Annotated in this window: 9 protein-coding genes and 2 pseudogenes; 5 read left to right on the plus strand and 6 right to left on the minus strand. The window is 62.8% G+C overall.

The features are described from left to right. Nucleotides 1-566 precede the first annotated feature (566 nt). Together AC1AV0_RS09590 and AC1AV0_RS09595 are read left to right on the plus strand one after the other, a co-directional pair. A pseudogene (locus AC1AV0_RS09590) lies at nucleotides 567-2,415 on the plus strand (ABC-F family ATP-binding cassette domain-containing protein); the annotation flags it as partial. 107 nt (nucleotides 2,416-2,522) lie between these two features. Continuing rightward, nucleotides 2,523-2,762, plus strand: a pseudogene (locus AC1AV0_RS09595) (ABC transporter C-terminal domain-containing protein); the annotation flags it as partial. A gap of 19 nt (nucleotides 2,763-2,781) precedes the next feature. Here the strand turns inward: AC1AV0_RS09595 and AC1AV0_RS09600 are convergent. After that, nucleotides 2,782-3,513 carry a type 1 glutamine amidotransferase gene (locus tag AC1AV0_RS09600; protein ID WP_476573439.1) on the minus strand — a complete coding sequence of 244 codons (732 nt, stop codon included), beginning with the start codon at nucleotides 3,511-3,513 and terminating at the stop codon, nucleotides 2,782-2,784. A gap of 125 nt (nucleotides 3,514-3,638) precedes the next feature. Here AC1AV0_RS09600 and cysS point away from each other — a divergent pair, with 125 nt between their 5' ends. Then, nucleotides 3,639-5,285, plus strand: coding sequence for a cysteine--tRNA ligase (gene cysS, locus AC1AV0_RS09605; protein ID WP_476573441.1), 1,647 nt, complete (start codon nucleotides 3,639-3,641; stop codon nucleotides 5,283-5,285). A gap of 13 nt (nucleotides 5,286-5,298) precedes the next feature. Here the strand turns inward: cysS and AC1AV0_RS09610 are convergent, their stop codons facing one another. Beyond that, nucleotides 5,299-6,204: a cation efflux transmembrane domain-containing protein gene (locus AC1AV0_RS09610; RefSeq protein ID WP_476573443.1), complete on the minus strand. Its 906-nt coding sequence runs from the start codon at nucleotides 6,202-6,204 to the stop codon at nucleotides 5,299-5,301. A gap of 235 nt (nucleotides 6,205-6,439) precedes the next feature. On the opposite strand from AC1AV0_RS09610, the gene AC1AV0_RS09615 reads away from it, so the two are divergent. Beyond that, nucleotides 6,440-7,489 carry a LacI family DNA-binding transcriptional regulator gene (locus AC1AV0_RS09615; RefSeq protein ID WP_476573446.1) on the plus strand — a complete coding sequence of 350 codons (1,050 nt, stop codon included), beginning with the start codon at nucleotides 6,440-6,442 and terminating at the stop codon, nucleotides 7,487-7,489. A gap of 64 nt (nucleotides 7,490-7,553) precedes the next feature. Here AC1AV0_RS09615 and AC1AV0_RS09620 read toward each other — a convergent pair whose 3' ends face one another. The 4 genes from AC1AV0_RS09620 to AC1AV0_RS09635 are packed head-to-tail and all read right to left on the minus strand — an operon-like array spanning nucleotide 7,554 to nucleotide 12,586. Continuing rightward, nucleotides 7,554-9,332 (minus strand): alpha-glucosidase, encoded by a 1,779-nt coding sequence (locus tag AC1AV0_RS09620; protein ID WP_476573448.1) that lies wholly within the window; start codon nucleotides 9,330-9,332, stop codon nucleotides 7,554-7,556. Nucleotides 9,333-9,349: 17 nt separating this feature from the next. Then, nucleotides 9,350-10,183 (minus strand): carbohydrate ABC transporter permease, encoded by an 834-nt coding sequence (locus tag AC1AV0_RS09625; protein ID WP_476573450.1) that lies wholly within the window; start codon nucleotides 10,181-10,183, stop codon nucleotides 9,350-9,352. Continuing rightward, on the minus strand, nucleotides 10,183-11,067 hold the full coding sequence (locus AC1AV0_RS09630; RefSeq protein ID WP_476573454.1) for a carbohydrate ABC transporter permease: 885 nt from the start codon (nucleotides 11,065-11,067) through the stop codon (nucleotides 10,183-10,185). The genes AC1AV0_RS09625 and AC1AV0_RS09630 overlap by 1 nt, the downstream gene beginning before the upstream one ends. A gap of 34 nt (nucleotides 11,068-11,101) precedes the next feature. Continuing rightward, nucleotides 11,102-12,586, minus strand: coding sequence for an extracellular solute-binding protein (locus AC1AV0_RS09635; RefSeq protein WP_476573457.1), 1,485 nt, complete (start codon nucleotides 12,584-12,586; stop codon nucleotides 11,102-11,104). Nucleotides 12,587-12,852: 266 nt separating this feature from the next. Here AC1AV0_RS09635 and ffh point away from each other — a divergent pair, with 266 nt between their 5' ends. Next, nucleotides 12,853-14,514: a signal recognition particle protein gene (gene ffh / locus AC1AV0_RS09640; protein ID WP_476573459.1), complete on the plus strand. Its 1,662-nt coding sequence runs from the start codon at nucleotides 12,853-12,855 to the stop codon at nucleotides 14,512-14,514. Nucleotides 14,515-14,519 lie beyond the last annotated feature (5 nt).

Here is a 14,519-nt window from a genome sequence, read left to right on the forward strand (position 1 = left end):
CGTGTCTCTCTGTATGGGCGGTTATGGTTTGGGTGGTGTTGGGAATCGATGGTCTGGCGATGGCTGCCGACGCTATCGGCGGCCGATCTGTTGCGGCATGATGGACCGTTGGTGGAGACGCCGCGCGTTCACGCGAGTCGGCTCGTCTTCGCTCGAGGCGCGTACGCCAGCATCACCCCTGTTCCCCGCGGGTTCGCGACCGTGCCGCCTCAGCGCGCCTCGGTAACTCCCGCGTATGAACTTATCGTTGTTCTCTTAAGGCTTTTTGCCTAGTAAACGCGGTTTATTTTATGCGCACGCCAACCAATCGCAAGCCCTTGATTTCACGGCGTGTTCGGCTTGAATACGCCGATGCGGCGGCATATGTCGGCACATGGATTCCCCGGCTTTTTTCACGATTTAGGCAAACGTTGTACCTCAATCGGGTCACAACAGGCGCGCGATGCCCCGAACCGCACCCCCGAACACAACCCCGCGCCACAGTACAGAACCACGGGCGCGACCCTTGGTCCCGAGCCGCAACCCCAACGGCGGCCGGTAGGGCGCAGGCGCTAGATTGGTGCCTTATGCCGACTTACGATATTGGATTGGAACACGTTTCGCTCGCCTTCGCCACCAAAACCATCTTCACCGATGTGACGCAGGGCGTGTTCGAAGGCGACCGCATCGGCATCGTGGGCCGCAACGGCGACGGCAAATCCACGCTGCTGCACCTGTTCAACGGCACGCAGGAGCCGGATTCCGGCCGCGTGACCAAACGTGGCGGCCTCACCTTCGGCATGCTCGACCAGCGCGATCCGCTCGACGACGACGCCACGGTGCGCGAGGCCGCGTTGGAGAACCGCGAGGACTACGAGTGGGCGTCCGACACCGCCTCGCGCGAGATCGTGCAGGCGCTGCTCGGCGGCATCAGTCTCGACGCGAAGGTCGGCTCCCTCTCCGGCGGCCAGCGCCGACGCGCCGACCTGGCCCGGCTGCTGCTCAAGGATTGGGACATCCTCGCGCTTGACGAGCCCACCAATCATTTGGATGTGGTGACGATCCACTGGCTTGCCGAACATCTGAAGAACCGTTGGTCCGCCGGCTCCGGCGCGCTGCTGCTCGTCACGCACGACCGTTGGTTCCTCGACGAGGTGTGCGAGTCGATGTGGGAGGTGCACGACGGGGTGATCGATCCCTTCGAGGGCGGTTATTCCGCGTATATGCTGCAGCGTGTGGAGCGCGACCGTCAGGCTGACGTGCGCGAGACCAAGCGACGCAATCTCGCGCGCAAGGAGCTCGCCTGGCTGACCCGCGGCGCGCGCGCCCGCTCCACCAAGCAGAAGTTCCACGTCAAGGCCGCGCGCGAGCTCATCGCCGATGTGCCGCCGGTGCGCAACAGCGTCGAATTGAAGCAGATGGCCACCTCGCGCTTGGGCAAGCAGGTGGTGGATCTGATCGATGTGACGCAGATTTTCGCGGCCCAGGCGGTGACCGCCGCAGGGGTGGCGCTGCCCACCGGTCATGATTTGGCGCTGGGACGCGACCGTTTGGCCGATATCGACCCTGATGTGGCGGCGATGAACGATTCCGCCTCGCGCGTGGATGTGGTGCCGGCCATGCATGACGAACCGCAGGTGCACGGCTCCCTCGAAGTCGCGGTGGACGACTGGAACGACCCGCGTCTGGTGGATGCCGGCGTGGGCGCAGACGCGGCCGCTGGTGTGGGCGATCTCGCCGGCGACGGTGCCGAGCCGGGCGCGCAGACGGATGACGAAACCATTCCGGCGATCACTTCGGCGGCGCAGAAGGTCACGATCTCTGGACGCAAAATCCTCGACGACGTGACCTGGCTGATTGGCCCGGGCGATCGCTTCGGCATCGTCGGCGCGAACGGTGCCGGCAAATCCACGCTGCTCAAGATTCTCGACGGCACGCTCACCCCGACCGCCGGTCATGTGAACATCGGCAAAACCGTGAAGTTCGCGGTGCTTTCCCAGCGGCTCGACGAGCTGGAGAAGCTCGGCAAATACAAGATCAAGGAAGTGCTCAGCCGCTACAAGCCGAGCTATATCGTGGATGGCAAGGAGGTGACGCCCGGCCAGCTTATGGAGCGTCTCGGCTTCGAATCCGCCCAGCTGATGACGCCGATCAAGGATCTCTCCGGCGGACAGAAGCGCCGCATGCAACTGCTGCTCATCCTGCTGGACGAGCCGAACGTGCTCATTATGGACGAGCCCGGCAACGATCTGGACACCGATATGCTCGCCGTAATGGAGGATCTGCTCGACACCTGGCCCGGCACGCTGATCGTGGTGAGCCATGACCGCTACCTGCTCGAGCGTGTGACCGACCAGCAGTTCGCGCTGATCGGCGGCAAGGTGCGGCACCTGCCCGGAGGTGTGGCCGACTATCTGACGATGATCGAAAAGGGCGATTTCGGCGGCGCGGGAGCGGGCGATGATTCTCGTCATGCCGAGCGCAGTCGAGGCATCTCCAACGCTTCCGCAGTCGAGTCAGACGGCACCGAATCATCGAACGGCGACGCCAAGCCGAAACTGAGCGGCAAGGAGTTCCATCAGGCCTCGAAGCGCGTAAGCGCCATCGAACGCAAGCTCGCCAAACTCGAGGAGAGCAAAACGCAGCTGGAACAGCGCATGGCCGAACACGACCCCAGCGACTACGCCGGTCTCAACGAGCTCAACCAGCAGCTGCAGGCCATCGCCGAGGAATCCGAAACCCTCGAAATGGAGTGGATGGAGCTTTCCGAACAGCTCGAATAGCCGCGCCGCGGGCTACGCGCTACGCGGCCTGCAGGGTTTTGGCGTAGGCGTTGCAGCGGACCGCGAATCCGGAGAACACCGATTCGGCGAGCGGCTGCAGCGTGGAGTCGCATTGGGCGAACTGTTCGCGCAGCTGCGATTTGGAGCCGCCGGCCTTTTTCAGTTCCTTGACCATGCTCGGCTCGTCAAGCCATTCCTCAAGCAGCGCGCCGGTCACCTCGAGATGGAACTGCAATCCCAAGGCCGAGCCGATGCGGTACGCCTGCACCTTCGTGGATGCGGAGCGCGCCAGCAATTGCGCCTCCGGAGGCAGTCCCACCACGTCGTTATGCCAATGCAGCACGTCGATCTGCTTGTCCCACATCGAGAAATAGTCGTGCTTGTCCACGCGCTTGATCGGCGCGAACCCGATCTCCGGCGCCTCGCCGCGGGAGAGCTTCGCCCCCAACGCCGTGGCGATGATTTGATGCCCCAGGCACACGCCCAACACCGGCTTGCCCACGGCCACGCAGGCGCGCGCGAGCTTCGCCTCGGCTTTGAGTCCGGGATATTTGTCGTAGTCGGTCGCCCCCATAGGACCGCCCATAATCACCACGCCGGCCACCTCGTCGAAGTCCGGCAGATCCGGCTTCTTGACCGATGCCACGTTCAGCGTCTGCGTGCCAAGACCGAGGTCTTCGAGGTTCGCCAGAATGCGCCCCGGTTTCTCCCATGGGACGTGTTGCATGATGAGCACTTGTGGTGTGACCATGACCTCTATTGTGGCACGCCCCAAGACACGAGCCTCGCCGCGCGTTCCTCTCACCGCGGGGCTCGCACGCCGACGCCCCGCGAATCCGGCCGGTTTGTCGGGTTGCGCGAATAGCCTTGACGCTTATGGAAAAAGCTCAAGAACCGCAGAATTCCGCCGTTGACGTGCAGTCCGCAGCAGCCGGCCTGCACGTGTATGACACCGCCACGCATGCCGTGTCGGCCTTCACGCCGATCAAACCCGGCCAGGTGGGCATCTACGTGTGCGGCGCGACCGTGCAGTCCTCGCCGCATATCGGCCATATCCGCGCCGCGGTGGCCTTCGACGTGGTGCGTCGCTGGTTCATGAAACTGGGCTACCGCGTCACGTTCGTACGCAACGTGACCGACATCGACGACAAGATCCTCGACAAGGCCGCGGCCGCCGGCCAGCAGTGGTGGGAGCGCGCGTATATCTACGAACGCGAGTTCACGCAGGCCTACGACACGTTGGGCGTGCTGCCGCCCACCTACGAGCCTCGCGCCACGGGCCATATGCTGGATATGGTCGAGCTCATCCAGCGCATCATCGACAACGGCCACGGCTATGTGGTGACGGACGACGAGGGCCGCCCCACCGGCAATGTGTATTTCGATGTGGCGAGCTGGCCGCATTACGGCGAGCTGACGCATCAGAAGCAGACCGCAGGGGCGGTGTCCGCCGATGAGGCGGCCGCGGTGGCCGACCGTATGGGCCCCAGCGTGGACGCGGCCGGCGACGACAAATACAATCCGGTCGACCCGGCCGATCTTTCGCCCGACAAGCACGATCCGCGCGACTTCGCGCTGTGGAAGGCGCCGAAGGACACCGATCCCGAGGATGCCCGCTGGTCCACGCCGTTCGGCATGGGCCGCCCCGGTTGGCATATCGAATGCTCGGCCATGAGCCGCCGGTATCTTAAGGACGGTTTCGACATCCATGGCGGCGGACTCGACCTGCGATTCCCCCACCATGAGAACGAGATGGCGCAGACGCGCGCCGCCGGCTGGGATTCCGCCGTGCATTGGATGCATTCGGCGTGGGTGACCGCCAAGGGCGAGAAGATGTCGAAGTCGTTGGGCAACGGCCTGAGCGTGCCGGCCGTGCTGGCGCAGAATCCCGCGTGGGTGGTTCGCTACGCGCTGGGCGGCGTGCAGTACCGTTCGATGCTGGAATGGTCCGATCAGACGCTGGCCGAAGCGCAGGCCGCCTACGATCGCGTGGGCAATTTCATCGAACGTGCGGGCGTCGCGTTGGGCGGGCAGCCCTCATGCGATGAGGTGTGCGCGATGATGGCCGACCAGCTGCCGTCCGAGTTCACCGCCGCCATGAACGACGATTTCAATGTCTCCGGTGCGACCGCCGCGATTTTCTCCGCCGTGCGCGCCGGCAACACCCTGCTCGCGCAGATTGCCGCGGATGCGGGCGCGGGCGACGGTGCCGATGGCGCGGCCAAGGCCGAGTTGCGCGATACACTGCTCGCCGTGCGCGCGATGCTGGACACGCTGGGATTGGACCCGCTGGCCGAACCGTGGGCCGGCGCGGCCGGAGCGGGCGCCGGAGCAGGTGCCGCGGGCGACGGCAACGCCGAGCACGACGCGCTGGACGCGCTGGTCGCCAGCCAGCTGACCGCCCGCGCCGAGGCCCGCAAGGCCCGCGACTTCGCCACGGCTGACGCGATCCGCGACGCGCTGGGCGCCGCCGGCATCGCCATCGAAGACGGCCCGCAAGGTTCCACCTGGAGCCTCAAGTAGGTTCAAGTAGCCTTTAGTCGAAGACGAAATCGACGTCGACGATGTGCAGGCGGCGGGTGAGCTCGCGTTCGAGAGCGCGCTTGCAGGCCACCAGATTGTCGACGTCGATGGTTTCGCCGGTGCCGGCGAGATACACGTCGATGGTGTAGTTCATGCCGGTTTTGAAGATCAGCGTGCGCTCGTACTCCGTACCGTCCGGCAGATGGTTCTGCGCCGCGGCCTCGACGAAGGCGTACGTCTCGTCATCCTCATGCACGCCGCCGATCAGCTCGACGAACGCGCCATACAGCACCTCGAAAGGCTCCTTGATCACGGCGAGCACGATCAGCAGGGTGATGAAGAAGTCGCCCGTGTAATGCAGGAAGTCGAACGGGGTGCCCTCCGGCAGGAACACGAGGATCACCGCGGCCGCACCGATACCCAGCGAAATCGCGCCGTCGATGAACGTGCTTTTCTCCTCGGCGACCAGCATGGTGCTCGCTCCACGGATCGAATGGTTCTCGCGGCGGTAGTACAGCCACAATCCCAGGCAGGAGAGCACGGTGATGGCCTCATACACCACCACCGGGCCGAAGGCGGTGCGCTCTCCGATGCCGTAGGCGAAGTAGTCGTACGACATCTGCGCGGTGTCGATCAGGGTGAACAGCAGCAGGGTGAGGGTGAATACCGCCTTGCAGATTGCGTAGATCGGCTCCAACGCGAACCGCCCGTTGGGGTAGCGTTCGGTGGTGCGCACGGTGTGCGAGGACAGCGCGATCGCCACCAGTCCGGAGAACACGGAGATGGTGGTGTAGGCGGTGTCGAGGAACATGGCCTTCAGGCCGGTGATGAAGAAGACGATGACGCCGGCGGCGACCATCAGGATGTTGACGACCAGCCCCACGGTCAGGGCTTTGCGTTCTATTTGCTTATGTTGCATCGGTGGGCCTCCATATTGCATGGCAGTCTGCATTGCAGCAGCGCGACCCATCACATCGTGGGCGGGTGCGCCGGCGCACGGCATGTCTGCGATAAGGGGTGTCCAGCGATATGTACGGAACCGAAAATCGAAGTTCAATCAACAATTCGCACTACCACTGAGGTTTACTCTTTCCATGGTATCGGGCCGAGGCGTACGGCGTGCCCTCGCTCAGCCAAGAGCGCATTCCCGTAGGATGGTCCGTACGACAAGGAGGCGAACGTTGGCGGTTTCGATTCATGAAGTGGCGGCAAAGGCTGGAGTGTCGGTGTCTACCGTTGGCCGCGCGTTCACCAATCCCAACCGTGTGTCCGCGAAGACGCGCGAGCATGTGCTTGCCGTGGCGGCCGACATGGGATATCAGGTCTCACGTTCCGCGTCCGCGCTTAAATCCGGGCAGTCCCGACGCGTCGCGCTGCTGATGAACGAGCGGCTGAGCAGCTGGTTCAACGCTTCGGTGCTGTCGGGTATGAATTCAGTGCTGCAGTCGGAAGGATACGACATCTCGTTCTACGAGCGCATCGACGACGCCGATACGCGCCACCGTTTTTTCAACGCGCTGCCGGTCCGACGCAACGCGGACGCCGTGGTGGTGGCCTCATTCGCCATCGATCCGCACGAGGTGGAGCAGCTGCAGACGCTGCACGTGCCCATCATCGGCATCAGCGTTCCCTCGACCGACGGTTTCGACGCGTCCATCAGCATCGACGACCGCGAGGGCATGCGACTGGCCGCGCAGCACCTCATCCATCTGGGGCATCGTGATTTGGCGTATCTCTGCTCCGAAATGAACGATACGCTGACGCTCACCTACAGCACCGACACGCGACTGTTCGGGTTTGAAGACGCCTGCCAGGCGGCCAGCACGCCGATACACGCGCAGGTGATCTCCCTGCCCCGCAACCCCGAACAGGCCATCGAATCCGCCATCGCGCAGCTGTTCGCGCTGGACCGCTTCCCCACCGGCATCTGCTGTCAGTCCGATGGATTGGCGATGCCGCTGTTGAATCGCCTGCACCAGTACGGCAAAACCGTGCCCGCCGACTGCTCGGTCATCGGCTTCGACGACACGGATCTCGCCGCCGAATTCGGATTGACCACAATCCGCCAGCATCCGTTCGATATGGGAGCGGCGGCCGCGAGCAAGGCTTTGATCCTCATCGAGGGACGATCGCTCCCCAAAACGCATGAAACAGCGTCCATCCAGCTGGTTCCCCGCCGAGCGGACGCCGCCCCACGCCGCTAAACGGCTGTGTGATCACCGCTGACGGCCGCGTGATCACCGCAACCACAGGCCGCCCAGTGGCCCGTCAACGCAGCGCGACCACCACCGCCTCGAACGGACGCAAACGCAAGACCCCGCCATCGTCCACACGCTGCCGCCCGCTGTTGGCGAGCAGCACCTGCGCGTCTTTCATCGATTCGTCCAAGTCGATTTCGCAGGGCGTCTCCTGGAAGTTACAGACCACGCGGATCGTGTGCGCGGCGGCACCACGCGAATCGGCCGACGCGGCGGTATCACGCGCGGCCGCGTCGACCCGTCGGTCGTAGGCGATCACATTGCGCACCCCGCGATATGCCGGCACGCAATCGCCGTAGACCAGCACGTCGCGGTACCGACCGGACGACCGCAACGCCACCATCGCATGGTAGAACGCCAACACCGAATCCGCGTCGGCACGTTCCGCCGCCACGTTCACCTCGCGGTAATCGTCGTTGACCGGTAGCCATGGCGCGGCGTCGCCGTCGCACCCCGCGCTGAAGCCGGCGCGGTCGGCATCGCTCCACGGCATCGGGGTTCGCGCGTTGTCCCGACTGCGGAAAGCAACCGCGTCGAACGCCTCACGTTCGCCAAACCCCGCACGCAACGCCACCTGGTATTGATCACGCGTGAAGATGTCGTCGAATTGGTCGATGGAGGTCATCGTCGCGTTGCGCGCCCCCAGCTCCTGCCCTTGATAGATGAACGGCGTGCCGCGCAGGAAGTAGTACATCGCGCCCAGCATGGTGGCCTGCATGCGCCGCTCGGCCGGATCGTCGCTCACGCCCGCCACGTCCGCGTTGCGCATCAGCCGCGTCAGCGCGCGGGGGCTGTCGTGGCACTCCACATGGGTGGGAGACCACACGCCAAGCCGCTGCTGCTGCTCTTGGGCGGTGAAGATGAGGTTTTTGTATTCCTCCACCATCCATTCCTTCGGGCGGCACCATTCCGGATGCGTTTTGTCGACGTAGGGGTCCTGATAGGAGAATTCGAAGATCATCGAGAAGAACCCGTCATCGCCCGAATACGTCGGCAGCTGCGAGAACGGCACCTCCGACGCCTCCGCCACGGTCATGCAGTCATACCGGTCGAAGGTCTCCCGTCGCATCTCGCTGAGGAACTCCTCGATGCCGGGCTGGTTGTTGCTGCCGCGGTCCACCGATGCCAGCCCGTCCGGACCGTCCGCGGGAAAGTCCGGGAAATCCTGGTTCTTTTTGATATAGGTGATGGCGTCCACGCGGAAGCCGCCGATGCCCTTGTCGAGCCAGTGGTTCATCATCCGGTAGATCTCGCGTCTGAGCGCCGGATTCTCCCAATTGAGGTCCGGCTGCTCCTTGGCGAAGACATGCATGTAGTACTCGTCCTCGCTGCCGGGCAGGGGCGACCACACCGAACCGCCGAACACGGAACGCCAGTTGGTGAGCTCGTCCTTGCGTCGAATCACGAAATAATCCCGTTCCGGCGCTTGCGGATCGGCGCAGGCCTTGCGGAACCACTCATGCTGGTCGGAACAGTGGTTGACCACCAAATCGAACAGCACACGCATGCCACGGCTGCGGGCCTCGACGATGAGCTCTTCCAGATCCGCGTTGGTGCCGAACATCGGATCGACGGTGTAGTAGTCGGCGATGTCGTAGCCGTTGTCGACCATCGGGGATTTGAAGAACGGCGAAATCCAGATCGTCGTTATGCCCAGCCATGCGAGATAGTCGAGCTTGGCGGTGATGCCGGCGATGTCGCCGATGCCGTCGCCGTTGGCGTCGTAGAAGCTTTTCGGATAGACCTGATAGACGGTCGTTTCCTTTTTCCAGTCGCGCTGTGTCATCATGCTCCTTATCCGCGCGCTCACTGCTTCACACTGCCCGCGGTCATACCCTTGATGATCTGCTTTTGCAGGAACAGGAAGATGATGACGATGGGGATGATGGTGATGAGCACGGCGGGGAAGATCAGATCCCACGCGTTGCCGTAGGCGCCGGATTCGATTTTCGCGAAGTACACGGACAGCGTGAGCGTCTTGTGCTCGCCGTTGCCGATCACCAGGAACGGCAGCAGATAGTCGTTCCAGATCCACATGCCGTTGAGGATGGCGACCGTGGCGGTGGTCGGGCGCATCAGCGGCATCACGATCTTCCAGTAGACCTGGAACACGTTCGCGCCGTCCATGAACGCGGCCTCCTCAAGCGAGACCGGAATGCTTTTGATGAAACCGTGGTACAGGAACACGCTCATGGCCAGACCGAAGCCGCCATACATCAGAATCAGTCCGGGGGTGTTCTTGAGCCCCAAATCGTCGAACTCGTCGATCAGCGGATACATGATCGCCTGGAACGGCACCAGCATGGAGGCCGTGAACACCAGCAGCAGCGCGTTGGCGACCTTGCTCTTGAACCGCACCATCATCCATGCGACGGACGACGAGACGAGGATGATGAACACCACACCGACCACGGCGATCAACGCGGTGAGCAGGAACGAGGGAATAAGGTCGATCTGCTCGATCGCGTTGGCGATGTAGGAGAAATCCAGTCCGGACGGCAACGCGAGCGGCGATTTGACGATCTGGGACTGCGATTTGAACGAGTTGATAAGCAGGAACCACAGAGGGAACAGGGTGAACGCCGCCATCACGACCAACACAATGGCGATGATGACGCGGGAGACGGTTTTCTTGTTCATCAGGCTTCTACCTCCTTGCGCTTGGTGATGATGACCTGGGTGATGGAGATGGCGGCGACGATCAGGAAGAAGAGCACCGCCTCCGCCTGGGCGACGCCGTAGTTGTTGCTGGTGTCTTTCGGTACACGCAGGATCTGCAGCGCCAGCATGCGGGTGTCGTACTCGCCGTTGGTGAGCGCGACGTTCGGGTCCAGCAGTTTGAAGCTGTTGGCGAGCGTCATGAACAGCACGATGGTGATGCTGGGCATAAGCATCGGTATGGTGACGTGGAAGAAGCGCTGCACGGCGTTGGCGCCGTCGATGGACGCGGCCTCGTAGAAATCCTGCGAGATGTTGGCCAAACCGGTGGTGTAGATGATCATCATGTAACCGGACTGCTGCCAGACGAACATGATGAGCATGGCCAGCAGGTTCTTGTTGTGGTCCTGCGTCATGTTGGTCAGCAGATCAATCGGCAGAATGCCGTCCGGGCCGAACAGCGTGGTGGAGAAGATGTTCTCGTAGATGAACAGCCAGATGTAGCCTAGGGCGAGGCCGCCGAGCAGATTGGGCAGGAAGAACGTGGCGCGGAAGAATCCAACCGCCCGGCCGAGCGCGTTAACCAGCAACGCCTGGGCGAGGGCGAACACGTTGATGGCGACGACCGCCATGATGGTGAACGTCACGGTGTAGCCGAGCGCGTTAAGGAAGTCGGGATTGCGGAACACTTTCGCATAGTTGTCGAGGCCGACCCATGCCTCGAAGAGGTTGTCCCCGCCTTTGAAGTACACGCCGCGCCATGCCGAGAACGAATACAGCACGCCGATGACGAAGGGGATGCCGACGACCAAAGTGAACAGGATGACCGCCGGGGCTATGAACGGTAGGAACCATTTCTTGTACATGACATTGTCTTTCTCTCGTGGATGGTGGCTTGGCTCAGCTGGACTGGATGTCCTTGAGGTTCTTCCAACGGGCGATCACCGTGTCGGCATAGTCCGAGTAGGTCGACTCGTCCCACTGGGATTTGGTCATGTAGTCCTGCTTGAGTTGGTTGCCGACGAATTCCAACCAGTTGCCCGGCGCCGCGTTGAACGGATTGGAGATGGTTTTGCCCTCGCTCGCGTAGCGCAGCAGCGCGTTGTTGAGCGTGTTCGTGCTGTCGGTTTCGTCGAGTTCGTCGTAGAGGATGAATCCGCATTCCTCGGTCAGGAAGGAGCGCCCCTTTTCCGAGGTGAACAGCCAGACCAGGAAGTCAGCGGCATTCTCCTGCTGGGCTTTGGTGGCTTTCTTGTTGATGATCCAATAGTTCGGCACCATGGTGGGGATGGAGGTGTTGAAGGTTTCGGGAGTGCGTCCCTCCACCGAGATGTCGGACTGGGTGAAGGGCATCTTGATGGGCAGGATCTCCAGATTGGCGAGCATTTCCTCGCCGCCGTCCTGCGTGTCCGCAAGCGCGGTTTTCAGGTTCGGATAAATCCAGCTGCCTTGTTTGAAGAACAGTCCCCGGTGGTCGCAGAACAGTTGCAGGGCGTAGTCGTAGGATCCGGTGGTGGAGTTGACGAATGACGGACCGCGCGTGTTCGAGCCGTCCTCGCCGGCGGCGTGCGCGGTGTTGTATTCCAGCACCTCCATCTCCTTGATCAGCGGATCCTTAAGCGCGTCGATCGCGTCCAGGTCGGCGCTGTAGGCGTCGCCGTAGTTCTCGAACACCGCGTTGAGCGGAATGTTGACCATATGGTCGGCGTAGGTCCATTTCTCGGCGCCGGATTCGACGAACAGCCCGGTCAGTTCGTTGGCGAGGCCGACTTTCTGCGCGGGTGTGGTGTATGTGTGGCCGTTGACGGTTACGGTGATGGATTGGGGGTTATTGATGTACTGGTCGACGGCGTCGGTGAACGCGCGGAATTCGTCGTAATCGCACGTCTTGAGGTCGTCCACCAGCTGGCTGGCATCGTCGAGCGCGAACAGGTCGTTCAGCACATCGGTATCCACGATGTAGCCGTATCCCTCCAACGTGTAGGGAAGGCCGAGGTTTTCGTCGCCTTCGCTGGTGAACCGCAGTTCGTCGGGCACCGCCTGCGCGAGGGCTTTGAGCTGCTCGTTGTCGCTTTCGTTGAGGTCGAGCATGAAGTCGCCGTCCCCGGGGCCCCATGTCACCAGTCCGTTGGTAGCGAAAATGGCCGGCGGGGTGCTGGAGGTCATTTCGGTGTTTGTGGTTTCGGTGACGTCCGAACCGGAGCCGGGAGAGAACACCTTGACTTCGATGCCGTTTTCGGCGCCGTATTCCTTGACGATCCGTTCCAGACCGTCTTTGATCTCGCTTTTGGTGTTGAACACGTAGAGCAGACCGTTATCCGCGGCGGTCGAGCTGCCGCATGCCGATAACGGCAATATCAATCCCAGAAGGCTAACGATAGCCATTAATGGAGTAAGTTTGCGCACTGCATCCTCCTTGCGATAACGATACGCATATAGCTTCCTTGCTTATAAACAAACCGATGCGACATCACCAAACATTCTCGAACCGGTTCTATCGACACTGTACACCTCAATGGCTAACGTTGTCCATCACGACAAGAGTCAGGCGTGTCGCCTTTCAAACCGAAGCCGAGGCCGCATGCACTCCCCCAGCGAAGCCGCGCATCCATAGTGGCTTTTCCCGCGTCACGGCTAGACTGGAGCGCATTATGGCAGCATTTAGTTCTTTGACTGATAGGCTCTCGAATGCGTTCAAGCATCTCAAGAGCAAGGGCAAGCTTTCCGAGGCGGATATCGACGGCACGATCCGCGAGATCCGCCGCGCACTGCTCGACGCCGATGTGGCGCTCGACGTGGTGCGTTCCTTCACCGCGCGCATCCGCGAACGCGCGCTGGGCACCGAGGTGTCGCAGGCGCTCAATCCGGCGCAGCAGGTCGTCAAAATCGTTGACGAGGAGCTCACCGAAGTGCTCGGCGCCGGCGTGGACCGTCCGCTGAACTTCGCGAAGAACCCGCCGACCGTCATCATGCTCGCCGGTCTGCAGGGTGCCGGTAAGACGACGCTCGCCGGCAAGCTGGGCTACTGGCTCAAGGACAGCGGCCACACGCCGTTGCTGGTGGCGGCCGATTTGCAGCGTCCGAACGCGGTGACGCAGCTGCAGGTGGTGGGCGAGCGCGCCGGAGTGCCGGTGTACGCGCCGGAGAAGGGCGTGCAGTCCGACGGCGGCGAAGCCGTGGCCGCCCCTGGCCAGACCACGGGCGATCCGGTGAAGGTGGCGCGCGACGCGGTCGCGCTGGCCAAGCAGAAGCTGTATGACACGGTGATCATCGATACCGCCGGTCGTTTGGGTGTGGACGAGGAGCTGATGAAGCAGGCTCGCGACATCCGCGACGCCGTGCAGCCCGATGAGATTCTGTTCGTGATCGACGCGATGATCGGCCAGGACGCGGTGCAGACCGCGAAGGCCTTCGACGAGGGCGTGGATTTCACCGGCGTGGTGCTCTCCAAGCTCGACGGCGACGCCCGCGGCGGCGCGGCCCTGTCGGTGGCGAGCGTGACCGGCAAGCCGATCCTGTTCTCATCCACCGGCGAAGGCCTGAAGGACTTCGAGGTGTTCCATCCGGACCGTATGGCCTCGCGCATCCTCGATATGGGCGACATCATGACCCTGATCGAGCAGGCGCAGCGCCAGTTCGACGAGGAGGAGGCCAAGAAGGCCGCCGCGAAGATCTCCGAGGGATCCTTCGGTCTCGACGACTTCCTCGACCAGCTGCAGCAGGTGCGCAAGCTCGGTTCGATGAAAAGCCTGCTGGGCATGATGCCGGGTATGGCGCAGCACCGCAAGGAGCTGGAGCAGTTCGACGAGCGTGAGATCGACCGTACCGAAGCCATCATCCGCTCGATGACCCCGGCCGAACGCCGTGACCCGAAGATCATCGACGGCTCGCGTCGCGCCCGCATCGCCTACGGCTCCGGCGTGACCGTCTCGCAGGTGAACGCGCTGCTGCAGCGTTTCGAGCAGGCCGCGAAGATGATGAAGCGCATGAGCAACAAGGCCGGCATGGGTGGAGGCATCCCCGGCTTCGGCGGCCCGGCGATGGGCGGCAAGAAGGGCAAGGGCAAGAACAAGAAGAAGGGTTCGAAGTCCGGCAATCCGATGAAGCGCGAAGCCGAGGAGAAAGCGTTGCGCGACCGTTTGGCAGGCAAGCCCTCCGACGGCGCGTCCGGCGGCTCCGCATTCGCCAAGAAGCCGCAGAATCCAACTCTTCCCGCAGGTCTGGATGAGCTGATGGGAGACGCGGCCGGCAACGGCGCTCCCGATCTGCCGCCGAACCTCGGCGGTGGCCTCGGCGGACTGTTCGGCCGCTGATACCA

The sequence above is a fragment of the Bifidobacterium sp. LH_558 genome (assembly GCF_056356295.1).

Coding starts and splice junctions, on each gene's coding strand:
- AC1AV0_RS09600 (WP_476573439.1), bottom strand. CDS start 3,513: ATGGTCACACCACAAGTGCTCATCATGCAACACGTCCCATGGGAGAAA.
- cysS (WP_476573441.1), top strand. CDS start 3,639: ATGGAAAAAGCTCAAGAACCGCAGAATTCCGCCGTTGACGTGCAGTCC.
- AC1AV0_RS09610 (WP_476573443.1), bottom strand. CDS start 6,204: ATGCAACATAAGCAAATAGAACGCAAAGCCCTGACCGTGGGGCTGGTC.
- AC1AV0_RS09615 (WP_476573446.1), top strand. CDS start 6,440: ATGGTCCGTACGACAAGGAGGCGAACGTTGGCGGTTTCGATTCATGAA.
- AC1AV0_RS09620 (WP_476573448.1), bottom strand. CDS start 9,332: ATGATGACACAGCGCGACTGGAAAAAGGAAACGACCGTCTATCAGGTC.
- AC1AV0_RS09625 (WP_476573450.1), bottom strand. CDS start 10,183: ATGAACAAGAAAACCGTCTCCCGCGTCATCATCGCCATTGTGTTGGTC.
- AC1AV0_RS09630 (WP_476573454.1), bottom strand. CDS start 11,067: ATGTACAAGAAATGGTTCCTACCGTTCATAGCCCCGGCGGTCATCCTG.
- AC1AV0_RS09635 (WP_476573457.1), bottom strand. CDS start 12,586: ATGGCTATCGTTAGCCTTCTGGGATTGATATTGCCGTTATCGGCATGC.
- ffh (WP_476573459.1), top strand. CDS start 12,853: ATGGCAGCATTTAGTTCTTTGACTGATAGGCTCTCGAATGCGTTCAAG.